The sequence below is a fragment of the Isoptericola sp. NPDC060185 genome, from assembly GCF_042728595.1.
In the GTDB taxonomy this organism is placed as follows: domain Bacteria; phylum Actinomycetota; class Actinomycetes; order Actinomycetales; family Cellulomonadaceae; genus Isoptericola.
This window is the reverse complement of the sequence record NZ_JBHWYY010000052.1, coordinates 1-11,983: the sequence shown is the minus strand read 5'-3', so window position 1 is coordinate 11,983 and position 11,983 is coordinate 1. Positions and strand designations below refer to the sequence as shown.

The following is an 11,983-nucleotide window of genomic DNA, read 5'->3' as shown; positions in this document are numbered from 1 at the left end:
CCGACGATGCAGACTCTCTCCCTCGCCCCCTGGCTGGTCGCGACCCCGATGGCCGGCGCCCTCGTGCTGCTGCTCGCCGGGCGCCGCAGCGACCGGTGGGGCCACTGGCTGGGCGTGCTCGCCAGCGCCGCGACGTTCGTCGTGGGGCTGGTGATGCTGCTCGACATGCTGGGCACGCCCGCCGACCAGCGCGTGGGCACCCACACCGTGGGCACCTGGATCGAGACCGGGCCGCTGCACGTGGACGTCGGGTTCCAGGTGGACCCGCTGTCGATGACGTTCGTGATGCTCGTGACGTTCGTCGGCACGCTCATCCACGTCTACTCGGTGGCCTACATGGACCACGACGTCGACCGGCGCCGCTTCTTCGGGTACCTCAACCTGTTCGTCGCGGCGATGCTGCTGCTCGTGCTCGCGGACTCCTACCTGCTGCTCTTCGTGGGCTGGGAGGGCGTGGGCCTGGCGTCGTTCCTGCTCATCGGTTTCTGGGACGGCAAGCGGGAGAACGCGGTCGCGGGGAAGAAGGCGTTCGTCATGAACCGCGTGGGCGACATGGGGCTCATCGTCGCGATGATGCTCATGCTCGCCACGTTCGGCGCCGTCGACTTCGCCACCGTGCTCCCCGCGGCCGGCGAGGGGGCGACGGCCGCCGGCCAGGGGATGATGACGGCCGTCGGTCTCATGCTCCTGCTGGCGGCGTGCGGCAAGTCCGCGCAGCTGCCGCTGCAGGCCTGGCTCGGGGACGCGATGGCCGGCCCGACGCCCGTGTCGGCGCTCATCCACGCGGCCACGATGGTGACCGCGGGCGTCTACCTGCTGGTGCGCTCCGGCCCGATCCTCGAGGTGGCGCCCGACGCGCAGCTCGTCATCGCCGTCGTCGGCGCCCTCACGCTGCTGTTCGGGGCGATCGTCGGCTGCGCGAAGGACGACATCAAGAAGGCCCTCGCGGCGTCGACGATGTCGCAGATCGGGTACATGATGCTCGCCGCGGGGCTGGGACCGGTGGGCTACGCGTTCGCGATCTTCCACCTGCTGACCCACGGCTTCTTCAAGGCCGGCCTGTTCCTCGGGGCCGGGTCCGTGATGCACGCGATGGACGACGACGTGAACATGCGTCGTTTCGGCGGGCTGGCCCGGCTGCTGCCGGTCACGGCGATCACGATGGGCCTGGGCTGGCTCGCCATCCTGGGCGTTCCGCCGTTCTCCGGCTTCTTCTCCAAGGACAAGATCATCGAGGCGGCGTTCGTCGGCGAGGGCTGGCGGCCGTGGGTCTTCGGGACCGCGGCGCTGCTCGGCGCGGGGATCACCGCGTACTACATGTCGCGACTGTTCTTCATGACGTTCCTGGGCCGTCGGCGCTGGAGCGACGGCGGGCCGGGCGACGACGGCGCCCCGGTGCGGCACCCGCACGAGTCCCCGCGGCTGATGACGTGGCCGATGATCGTGCTGGCCGTGGGGTCGGTGGCCCTCGGCGGCATCCTGGCGGCGGGCGACCGGTTCGTCACCTGGCTGGAGCCCGTCACCGGGGAGGCGGCGCACCACGAGCCGGTGCTCCCGGTATGGCTGCTCATGACGCTCACCCTGCTGCTGGTGGTAGTCGGCGCGCTGCTCGCCTTCCGGCAGTACGCGATGGCCGCGGTCCCGGTGGAGCCGCCGCCGGCGCCCGCGCTGGTGCGCGCCGCCCGGGTCGACCTGCACCAGGACGACGTCAACGAGTCGGTCGTCATGCGCCCGGGGCAGTACCTGACGCGCTCGCTCGTGTACCTGGACCGCGCGGCGGTGGACGGCGGCTGGCTGGGGCTGGCCGGCGGGATCGGGCGGTTCGGCGCACGGCTGCGCCGGCTGCAGAACGGCTACGTGCGCTCGTACGCGGCGACGATGCTCGGCGGCCTCGGGGTTGTGGGGATCGTCGTGTGGGCGCTGGCGAGCTGATCGGACGGTGAACGAAGGGATGACGATGTCCACAGGGTTCCCCTGGCTCACGGTCCTCATCGTGTGGCCCCTGGTCGCGGCGGCAGCCACGGCCCTCACCGGCGTGGGGCGCGGACGCCCGGCCGCGGGCGCGGTCACCGGGGCGGGGAGGTTCGGCGCGGGCACGGCGCGCACGGTCGCGCTGGTCGGCGCGCTCGTCGAGGTGGCGCTGCTGGTCGGGGCGTTCGCCGCCTTCGACACCGGCGACGCCGGCACCCACCAGCTCACCGAGACGCACTCCTGGATCCCGGCGCTCGGGGCCAGCTACGCGGTCGGGGTCGACGGCGTGGGCCTGCTGCTCGTGGCGCTGTCGGTGGGCCTCGTGCCGCTGGTGATCCTCGCCGCGTGGAAGGAGCAGGGCGGCGACCACGCGCGGCTGCGCCGCTACCTCGCCACCGTGCTGGTCCTCGAGGCGTTCATGGTGACGGTCTTCGCGGCGCGCGACGTGTTCCTCTTCTACGTGGTCTTCGAGGCCATGCTGATCCCGGCGTACTTCCTCATCGGCGGGTTCGGGCAGGGGCCGCAGCGCCGGTACGCCGCGGTGAAGTTCCTGCTGTTCTCCCTGGCGGGCGGCCTCGTCATGCTGGTGGGCGTCATCGCGCTCTACCTGCAGGTGCCCGCGGCCGACCGCGGCCCCGCGACCTTCCTCACCGACAACCTCACCGGACTGACGCTCGACCCGACGGCCGAGAAGCTGATGTTCTGCGCCTTCTTCCTCGCGTTCGCGATCAAGGCGCCCATGTTCCCGGTGCACTCGTGGCTGCCCGACGTCACCCAGAACGCCACGCCCGGCACGTCCACGCTGCTCATCTGCGTGCTCGACAAGGTGGGCACCTTCGGGATGCTGACCCTGTGCCTGCCGCTGTTCCCCGCGGCCAGCCGGTGGGCGGCGCCGTTCGTCGTCGTGCTCGCGGTGGTCTCGATCCTGTACGGCGCGATCCTCGCCATCGGGCAGAGCGACGTGCTGCGCCTCATCGGCTACACGTCGGTGTCCCACTTCGGCTTCATCATCCTGGGCATCTTCACGTTCACGTCGCTGGGCACCGCGGGCTCCGGCCTCATGATGCTCAACCACGGCATCTCCACCGGCGCGCTGTTCCTCATCGCCGGGTTCGCGATCGCCCGGCACCCGCGCCAGAGCCAGCTCATCGGCGACTACGGCGGCCTGCGCAAGGTGGCGCCGATCCTGGGCGGCACGTTCCTCGTGGCGGGCCTGTCCGCCGCGTCGCTGCCCGGCCTCGCGACCTTCGTCTCCGAGATCATGGTGTTCCTCGGGTCGTACTCGCGCTGGCCCGCCGCGGTGCTCGTGGCCGTGCCCGCCGTCGTCCTCGCCGCCGTGTACGTGCTGCTCACGTACCAGCGCATGTTCACCGGCGCGACGACGCCGGAGCTCCAGACCGCACGCGACCTCGACGGCCGGGAGAAGACGGTGGCCGGCGTGCTCGTCGGCGCGCTCCTGGTGCTCGGGCTCGTGCCCGGTCCGGTGCTCGACTACGTCCGCGCACCGGGCGGGGTCGCCGTCCAGCAGGTCGGGGAGACCGACCCGCCGCCCGTGGTCCAGTCGTCGGCCGAGGACGCCGCCGGCGCGTCGGCCGTCACCGAGGGGAGCCAGCTGTGAACGACTTCGTCGCACCGCCCATCGACTGGGCGGCCGTCTCCCCGGTGCTGATCGTGCTGGCGGCCGGCGTCCTCGGCGTCCTGCTGGAGGCGTTCGTGCCCGCCCGCGCGCGCCGGGCCACGCAGCTCACGCTGACCCTGCTGGCCCTGGTCGGGTCGCTGGTGGCGGTGGGCCTGCTGTGGGACCGGGTGCAGGACGGCGCGGTGTCGGTGGTCGGTGGGTCGTACCTGCTCACGCCGTTCGGCCTCGGCGTCCAGGCCGTCGTCGGGATCTGCGCCGTGCTGGGCGTGCTGGTCGTCGCGGAGCGCACCACCACCGGCCAGGACGCGTTCGCCCCGTCGGCCGCGGCCGTGCCCGGCACCGCGTACGAGGACGAGACCCGTCGGGCGGGCCTGCAGCAGACCGAGATCTTCCCGCTGATCCTCTTCGCGACGGGCGGCATGCTGCTGTTCCCCGCCACGGACGACCTCATCGTGATGTTCGTGGCGCTCGAGGTGCTCTCGCTGCCGCTGTACGTGCTGTGCGCGACGGCGCGGCGCCGTCGCCTGCTCAGCCAGGAGGCGGCGTTCAAGTACTTCGTGCTCGGCGCGTTCGCCTCCGCGCTGTTCATCTTCGGCGTGGCGCTCGTCTACGGCTTCGCCGGCACGGTGCGCCTGGAGGAGGTCGTGGCGGTGCTCGCCGACCCGGCGACGTCGCCGCTCGGCACGATGCCGGCGCTCGTGGTGGTGGGCCTGCTGCTGGTCCTCAGCGGCCTGCTCTTCAAGATCGGCGCGGCGCCTTTCCACGCGTGGACGCCCGACGTGTACCAGGGCGCCCCGACGCCCATCACCGGCTTCATGGCGGCGTGCACCAAGGCGGCGGCGATCGGCGCGCTCGTGCGGGTGCTGTTCACGGTCGCGAACGGCCTCACGCCCGAGTTCCGGCACGACCTCGACGTCGCCCTGTGGGCGGTCGCGATCCTCACGATGCTGGTCGGCACCGTCGCCGGAGCCGTGCAGACGGACGTCAAGCGGATGCTCGCGTACTCGTCGATCGCACACGCCGGGTTCCTCGTGGTCGGGCTGGTCGGGATGGACGAGGCCGGCTCCCGGGCCGTCCTGTTCTACCTGCTCGCGTACGGCCTGGCCACGATCGGCGCGTTCGCCGTCGTCACGCTGGTGCGCGAGCGGACGGTGACCGGCGACGAGACACCGGGCGACGGGCCCGTGCCGGACGACGGCGTCGTGCTCGGCGAGGCCACGCGGCTGGCGCAGTGGGCCGGGCTCGGCCACAAGGCGCCCTGGCTGACCGCGGCGTTCTCGCTGTTCCTGCTGTCGATGGCGGGGATCCCGCTCACCGCCGGGTTCGTGGCCAAGTTCGGCGTGTTCTCCGCCGCGGTGGAGGCGGGGGCCTGGCCGCTCGCGCTGCTCGGCGTCCTCGCCTCGGCGGTGGCCGTGTTCTTCTACGTGCGGGTCATCGTGCTCATGGTGCTGACCCCGGCGCCCGGGCGCGACGCCGACGTGGCGGCAGGGTCGACGGCAGGTTCGACCTCGGACGCCGAGGGCGGACCGGCGACCGGGACCACCGGCGGCGGGACGGCCACGCTCACCGGCGCGGCCACCCGGACGCTGGTCTCGCGCACGGTCGTGACGGTGGTCGGCTCGCGCGGGCCGGCGGCGTTCGCGATCGCGGTCTGCGCGGTCGGCGTGCTGCTGCTCGGCATCCTGCCGGCCGGGGCGCTGGACCTCGTCGGCCAGGCGGCCCAGTTCCGGCCGTGACGGGACGGGCCGGCGGAGCGAGGGGAGGACTTCCCTCGGCGCCGCCGCGCCCTGGCCCTATCGTTCCTCCGGGTGCCGGACACGGGGACGGCCGTGAACGAGGGGGATGGACATCGTCGTGCTCTCGCTGCACCCGGTGGTGCGCGGATGACGCCGCCGCTGGACGGCCCGGGCGCCTTCGCCACGATCACGGCGATCGTCCTGGTCGCCATCGCGCTCTTCTTCACGTTCTGGTCCCTGGGCGGGCGCCGGCTCTTCATCCCGGACGAGAAGATCCACCGGATGCGCGACCTGCTCGTACCGTCCCTCTGGATCGTGGCGGCGATGTTCGTCGCCGCCGGGCTGTTCTTCTTCGCGCTGTGGTTCGAGGGGCAGCAGCGCGAGGCCGCGTGGGAGCAGTACGACCAGTGGCTCCTGGAACAGCAGACCTCGGACCGACCCGCCGCCGGGAGGTGAGCGACGCGACGCGTCCGACGGGCGGTTTCGGTGCGGTGTTCCAGGCCGGGGACGGATAGGTTCGGACAGTGACTCGCGCACCTTCCGCACCGGCCTCCCGGCCGGGGCACACGCCGCCCTCGCCGCCGCCGGCGATCCCGCTGTCCGACCCCGCGCTCGCCGACCGGCTCGCCGCGCGGATGACGCTGGTCGACGCGGCGCTGGACGCGGCCGTGGCCTCGTCCGACGCCCTGGCCGACGACGCGTCCCGACACCTCGTCGCGGCGGGCGGCAAGAGGTTCCGCCCGCTGCTGACGCTGCTCACCGGCGAGCTGGGTGACGGCACGCGACCGGAGCTCGTGGACGCGGCCGTGGTCGTGGAGCTCACCCAGGTGGCGTCGCTGTACCACGACGACGTCATGGACTCCGCGCCCTTGCGCCGCGGGGCGCCCGCCGTGCACACGGTGTGGGGCAACTCGGTGGCGATCCTCGTGGGGGACCTGCTCTTCGCCCGGGCGTCGGCGCTCGTCGCCGGCCTGGGCCCCGAGGCCGTGCTGCTGCAGTCGGCGACGTTCGAGCGCATGTGCCTCGGCCAGCTCCACGAGACCATGGGCCCGCGCGACGGCGAGGACCCGGTCGAGCACTACCTGCAGGTGCTCAGCGACAAGACGGCCTCGCTGCTCGCGACGTCGGCCCGGCTGGGCGCCATGTTCGGCGGCTGCCCGCCCGAGGTGCTGGACGCCGTCGCGGCGTACGGGGAGAAGGTCGGCGTCGCGTTCCAGCTCGCCGACGACGTGCTCGACATCGCCTCCAGCGGCGACGAGTCCGGCAAGACGCCCGGCACCGACCTGCGCGAGCACGTGCCCACCATGCCGGTCCTGCTGCTGCGCCAGCGGGTCGCGGACGGCCGGGGCACCGAGGCTGACACCGCCCTTCTCGCGCGGCTGGACGGGGACCTGTCGGACGACGCGGCGCTGGCCGCCGTCGTCGCCGACCTGCGCGCCCACGACGTGCTCGCCGAGACCCGCGCCCTCGCCGTCCGCGGGGCGCACGACGCCGCGGCCGAGCTGGCTCCGCTGCCCGACGGGCCCGTCAAGCAGGCGCTCGCCGACTTCGCGGGGACCCTCGCAGACCGCGCCGCCTGACGGTCACGACGCCGCCGAGGCGCACCCTCGTCGCTTCGTCGTCGGCCTCGCCCGCTGCCCGGTCGGCCCGCCCGCCCCGGGCCGCGCTCAGGCGAGGCGCGCGGCCGTGAGCGCGATCGCCGCGCCGGCCAGCATGAAGGGGCCGAACGCGATCGGCGTCGTCCGCGACGCGCGGCGGGTGACGAGCAGCGCCAGCGCGGCGAGCCCGCCGAGCAGGAACGGGAGCAGGGCGGCTGCGGCCCAGGTGGACCAGCCGGCCCAGCCGGTCGCGACGCCGAGCAGCACGGCGAGCTTGACGTCCCCGAGCCCCATCCCGGCCCGGTGGACCAGGTGCAGCAGCAGGTACGCCGCGCCGAGCACGAGCCCGCCCGCGAGGGCACGGAACAGGGCCCGTCCGTCGCCGGTGGCGAGGGCGGCGACCCCGAGCAGCACCATGACGAGGGCGGTCGCGGGCAGGGTGAAGGCGTCGGGCAGCCGGTGGGTGCGCAGGTCGACCACCGCCAGGGCGACGCCGGCACAGGCCAGGACGAGGAACGCGGGCGTGGCCCAGCCCGGGCCGCTCGCCCACACGGCCCAGGCCACGGCCGGGACGGCGCCCACGCCGGCGGCGCGGCGGACCGGGGCGAGCTCGCGCCGGGCGCGGTCCAGGGTCGAGGGCATCGGAGCATGCTAGGGGCGGCGCCCCGGTCTCCGGGCGCTGCGTCCACAGGCCGTCGTCAGAGCGACACCGCGAGCACGAGCTGCCCCAGGCACACCACCGCGACGGCCATGCTCAGGAGGAACGGCGCCCGGCTGCGCGGTCGCACCACGCCGACCACGCCGGCCGCGACGGCGACGACCGCGGCCGCGCCGGTGAGGGCCACCGCCGTCGGGCCGGGCGCGCCGGGCCCGACGAGCGCGACGACGCTGCCCGCGGCGAGCGCCACCGGCGCCAGCACGCTGGAGGCGCGCCGGCCCAGGCGGTGGGGCAGCCCGCGGACACCGGTCGCGTGGTCGTCCTCCAGGTCGGGCAGCACGTTGGCCACGTGGGCGCCCACCCCGAGCAGGGCCCCCGCGCCGACCAGCCAGGCGGGGACGGCGGGCCGTCCGGCCGCGAGCACGACGAAGGCGGGCAGCAGGCCGAACGAGACCGCGTAGGGCAGCCACGACACCACGGTCGACTTGAGCCCGGCGTTGTACGCCCACGCGCTCGCGACGGCGGCCAGGTGCAGCAGCCCGGGCCGCAGCCCCGTCGCCAGGGAGAGCAGCGTGCACGCCGCCAGCGCGCCGACGGCCGCGGCACGCAGCGTCGCGGGGGAGACGGCGCCGGTCACCGTGGGCTTGTCGCGGCGCCCGACGCGGGCGTCCCGCGCGGCGTCCAGCCAGTCGTTGCTCCACCCGACGGAGAGCTGCCCCGCGGCGACCGCCGCGGTGACCAGCAGTGCGCGCGGCAGCGCAGCCCCGGCGCCGAGCGCCAGCCCGAGGCCGAGCAGCGTCACCACGGCCGCGGGGGGCGCGTGCGCGGCGACGACGAGCCCGCGCCACCGCGCCGCACCCCCGACCGTCATGTGCGGAACGTAGCGCGGCCCCGCCGTCCCGGCAGGTGGCGGGCACGCGCCCGAGCGGGCGAGGCCGGCCGGTGCCACGATGCCCCCATGTCGCGAGTCCTGGCCGTCGCACCCGTCCTGCCCGGCCCGGCGCACCCGCAGGAGCGGATCGACGACGTCGTGCTGCCCCTGCTCGCGGCGGACGAGACGCGCCGCGCCGTCGCGCGTCGGCTCCACGCGTCGTCGGGCGTGCGCACCCGGCACCTCGCGCTCCCGCTGCCCGCGTACGCCGGGCCGACGTCCTTCGCGCAGGCCAACGCGCACTTCGTGCGCGAGGGCACCGACCTGGCGGAGCGGGCCGCGCGCACGGCGCTCGCGGCCGCGCACGTCGACCCGCGGGACGTGGACCTCCTGTTCTTCACGTCGGTGACCGGGATCGGTGCGCCGTCGATCGACGCCTCCCTCGTGGGTCGGCTCGGGCTGCGGGCGGACGTGCGGCGGGTGCCGTCGTTCGGGCTGGGGTGCTCGGGCGGCGCGGCGGGCCTCGGCCTGCTGGACGAGTACCTGCGCGGGCGCCCGGAGGCCACGGCGCTGCTGGTCTCGGTGGAGCTGTGCTCGCTGACGTTCCAGCGGGACGACGCGTCGACCGCCAACCTCGTGTCCTCGGGCCTGTTCGGCGACGGCGCGAGCGCGGTGGTCGTCGGGGGCGAGGACGTCGCGGTCCCGGCCGGCCGGCCGGTGCCCGAGGTCGTGGCGACCCGCAGCCGGCTGTACGCCGGCACCGAGGACCAGCTCGGCTGGGACGTGCGGGACAGCGGCTTCGGCATCGTGCTGTCGGCGGAGCTGCCCCAGCTGTTGCGTGCGCACCTCGCCGGCGACGTCAAGGACCTCCTCGCCGCGCACGACCTGCAGGTGGCCGACGTCGGGACCTGGGTGGTGCACGCGGGCGGCCCCAAGATCGTCGACGCCGTCCGCGACGCGCTGGGGCTCGACGAGGCGGCGCTGGCCCGCACCCGCGCGACCCTCGCGGCGCAGGGCAACCTCTCGTCGTCGTCCGTGCTGCACGTGCTGGCCGGAACGCTCGACGACGGCGCGCCGCCGCCCGGGGGCTGGGCGGTGCTCATGGCGTTCGGCCCCGGGGTGTCCGCGGAGCTGGTCCTCCTGCGCGGGCGGGAGGTCGCGTGAGCGCGTCCGTGGCGCTGTACGTCGCGCTGGTCCTCGCGACGGGGGCCGAGCGGGTCGCCGAGCTCGTGGTCTCGGCCCGGCACGCCCGCTGGTCGTTCGCCCGCGGCGGGGTGGAGTCAGGGCGCGGCCACTTCCCGGCGATGGTCGCCCTGCACACCGGGCTGCTGCTCGCGTGCGTCGCCGAGGTGGTGCTGGCCGACCGGCCGTTCCTGCCGTGGCTGGGCTGGCCGATGCTGGCGCTCGTGCTCGCGAGCCAGGGGCTGCGCTGGTGGTGCATCGCAACGCTCGGGGAGCGCTGGAACACCCGCGTCATCGTGGTCCCGGGGCTGCCGCTGGTCACCGGCGGCCCGTACCGGTGGTTCCGGCACCCGAACTACGTGGCCGTGGTGGTCGAGGGGTTCGCCCTCCCGCTGGTGCACACGGCCTGGCTGACGGCCGTCGTCTTCTCCGTCCTGAACGCCTGGCTGCTGCTCGGGTTCCGCGTCCCCGCCGAGGAGCGCGCGTTGCGCCGGGCCGACGACGCGGTCGCCGGGCATGCCGGGTGATCCCGCCGTGACCCCGCTATGACCCCGGACGCCGACGTGGTGGTGGCAGGCGGTGGCCCGGTCGGGCTGGCGGCGGCCCTCGAGGCCCGCCGCACGGGGCTGGACGTCGTGGTCCTCGAGCCTCGTCCGGCCCCCGTCGACAAGGCGTGCGGCGAGGGGCTGATGCCGGGCACCCTCGCCGCGGTGCGCCGGCTCGGCGTCGACCCACCCGGTCACGACCTGGCCGGCATCTCCTACCGGCAGGGCGGCGTGGTCGCCGACCACCGGTTCGCGGCCGGGCCGGGGCGCGGGGTGCGCCGGACGGCGCTGCACGCGGCGCTGCACGAGGCCGCCCTCGACGCGGGGGCGGTGGTGCTGGCGCGCCGCGTCACGACCGTCGAGCAGTCCGGGGGGCTGGTCGCCGCGGGCGGCGTGCGGGCGCGGTGGCTGTTCGCCTGCGACGGGCTGCACTCCCGCGTCCGGCGGGAATCGGGCCTGGACGTCGCCGCGTCGCGCGGCGTTCCGGCCCGGGGGCGGGGCAGGCCGCCGGCGGACCGGCGGCGCTTCGGGCTGCGGCGGCACTTCCGGGTGGCGCCGTGGTCCGACCTGGTCGAGGTGCACTGGGGGCCGCGCGTCGAGGCGTACGTGACGCCCGTGGCCCCGGACCTCGTCGGGGTCGCGCTGCTGGGCCCGGCGGGCGTCGACTTCGACGCCGAGCTCGCGACGCTGCCGAGGCTCGCCGCCCGGCTCGAGGGCGCGGACGCCGGGCCGGTGCGCGGGGCCGGACCGCTGCGCGTGCGGTCCGCCGCCCGCACCTCCGGCCGGGTCCGCCTGGTGGGCGACGCCTCGGGGTACGTCGACGCGCTCACGGGGGAGGGGCTGCGGGTGGGGCTGGCGCAGGCGCGCGCGGCGGTCGAGCACCTGGACGACCCGGCGGCGTACGAGCGCCGCTGGGCGCGCGTCACCCGCGACTACCGCCTGCTGACCGCGGGACTCGTCGCCGCCGCGGGCTCACCGCTGCGGGGCTCCGTCGTGCCCGCCGCGTCCCGCCTGCCATGGCTCTACGGCGTGGTCGTGGAGCGGCTCGCGCGCTGAGCGGTCGCTCGGGGAGGGCGGCGTCGCCCTTTCCGTGGACACCGGGTCACGCGCAACGAGTCACCGTCCTGTGCCGACGCGCTCGAACCTCGCCTCGTAGGTGCCGCCCACCGACCGCTGCACATGTGTCGCGCCGTCGCACTCGTACGCCACGTCCGAGGCGGCGACCGACGGCGGCGTGTACGACTCCGTCATGCCCGCGAGCTCCCGGTCGACGGACACGCCCGAGTTGTCGACGTCCTCGAACCGGAGGGTGCCGCCGTCCGTGGAGACGCGGTAGTGCGCCGTCCCGTGGTACGTGTCGACGAGGGTGCCGGCGGCGGTGGTGCCCGTGACGGGGTCGGCGTCGTCGTACTCGACCGTCTCGCGGCCCGACGCGTCGAAGACGACGACCCGGCCGTCCCAGCCGGACACGTCGACCCGCTGGCCGAGCAGGTTCCACGCGTCCGTCATGGACGTCTGCTCCCACCGGCCCACGAGGCACTCGTCGATCGGCCCGCCGGACGGCTGCGCGGTGTCGCCGCCGACGTCCACGGAGCTGTCACCCTCGGAGGCGTCGTCCCCGGAGCTCTCGGTCGGGGTGTCGGCGGGCGTGTCGCCACCGGGCGTCGCGGGGGCCTGCGTCCCCGCCGCGCCGCGGGAAGGGCCGGGATCGCCGTCGGGCCATGCGAGCGCGACGGCGGCGCCCGCCCCGGCGGCGAGCACGGCGCCCGCTGCAACCAGGGCG

General features: G+C 75.3%; 11 protein-coding genes. 8 read left to right on the top strand and 3 right to left on the bottom strand.

The features are described from left to right. The first annotated feature begins 6 nt into the window (after positions 1 to 6). The 5 genes from nuoL (at position 7) to ACFWDO_RS15355 (ending at position 6,926) form a co-directional block, all read left to right on the top strand. Positions 7 to 1,932 carry an NADH-quinone oxidoreductase subunit L gene (gene nuoL / locus ACFWDO_RS15375; RefSeq protein ID WP_380315341.1) on the top strand — a complete coding sequence of 642 codons (1,926 nt, stop codon included), beginning with the start codon at positions 7 to 9 and terminating at the stop codon, positions 1,930 to 1,932. A 25-nt stretch (positions 1,933 to 1,957) separates the two neighbouring features. Beyond that, complete coding sequence (locus ACFWDO_RS15370) at positions 1,958 to 3,589, top strand: NADH-quinone oxidoreductase subunit M (RefSeq protein WP_380315435.1); 1,632 nt, start codon at positions 1,958 to 1,960, stop codon at positions 3,587 to 3,589. Beyond that, on the top strand, positions 3,586 to 5,346 hold the full coding sequence (gene nuoN, locus ACFWDO_RS15365) for an NADH-quinone oxidoreductase subunit NuoN (RefSeq protein WP_380315344.1): 1,761 nt from the start codon (positions 3,586 to 3,588) through the stop codon (positions 5,344 to 5,346). Before ACFWDO_RS15370 ends, nuoN begins: the two co-directional genes overlap by 4 nt. 147 nt (positions 5,347 to 5,493) lie before the next feature. Then, complete coding sequence (locus ACFWDO_RS15360) at positions 5,494 to 5,802, top strand: hypothetical protein (RefSeq protein ID WP_380315347.1); 309 nt, start codon at positions 5,494 to 5,496, stop codon at positions 5,800 to 5,802. A gap of 179 nt (positions 5,803 to 5,981) precedes the next feature. Continuing rightward, the gene (locus ACFWDO_RS15355; protein WP_380315438.1) at positions 5,982 to 6,926 is read left to right on the top strand and encodes a polyprenyl synthetase family protein; all 945 of its coding nucleotides are present in this window, start codon (positions 5,982 to 5,984) and stop codon (positions 6,924 to 6,926) included. Positions 6,927 to 7,013: 87 nt separating this feature from the next. On the opposite strand, the gene ACFWDO_RS15350 is transcribed toward ACFWDO_RS15355, so the two are convergent. Both ACFWDO_RS15350 and ACFWDO_RS15345 read right to left on the bottom strand, forming a co-directional pair. After that, entirely contained in the window at positions 7,014 to 7,586 is a 573-nt protein-coding gene (locus ACFWDO_RS15350) for a prepilin peptidase (RefSeq protein WP_380315350.1), read from the bottom strand. A 56-nt stretch (positions 7,587 to 7,642) separates the two neighbouring features. Further along, a complete protein-coding gene (locus ACFWDO_RS15345) occupies positions 7,643 to 8,473 on the bottom strand; it encodes a UbiA family prenyltransferase (protein WP_380315353.1) in 831 nt (276 codons plus the stop codon). Positions 8,474 to 8,560: 87 nt separating this feature from the next. Here ACFWDO_RS15345 and ACFWDO_RS15340 point away from each other — a divergent pair, with 87 nt between their 5' ends. Genes ACFWDO_RS15340 through ACFWDO_RS15330 form a run of 3 tightly spaced genes read left to right on the top strand, consistent with a single transcriptional unit; the run spans position 8,561 to position 11,256 of the window. Next, positions 8,561 to 9,637 (top strand): type III polyketide synthase, encoded by a 1,077-nt coding sequence (locus ACFWDO_RS15340; RefSeq protein WP_380315356.1) that lies wholly within the window; start codon positions 8,561 to 8,563, stop codon positions 9,635 to 9,637. A gap of 8 nt (positions 9,638 to 9,645) precedes the next feature. After that, positions 9,646 to 10,182: an isoprenylcysteine carboxyl methyltransferase family protein gene (locus ACFWDO_RS15335; protein WP_380315441.1), complete on the top strand. Its 537-nt coding sequence runs from the start codon at positions 9,646 to 9,648 to the stop codon at positions 10,180 to 10,182. An 18-nt stretch (positions 10,183 to 10,200) separates the two neighbouring features. After that, positions 10,201 to 11,256 carry an NAD(P)/FAD-dependent oxidoreductase gene (locus tag ACFWDO_RS15330; RefSeq protein WP_380315359.1) on the top strand — a complete coding sequence of 352 codons (1,056 nt, stop codon included), beginning with the start codon at positions 10,201 to 10,203 and terminating at the stop codon, positions 11,254 to 11,256. Between the two features lie 60 nt (positions 11,257 to 11,316). Here ACFWDO_RS15330 and ACFWDO_RS15325 read toward each other — a convergent pair. Beyond that, positions 11,317 to 11,983: hypothetical protein (locus ACFWDO_RS15325; protein ID WP_380347019.1), on the bottom strand; the 667-nt coding region annotated here is incomplete at its 5' end.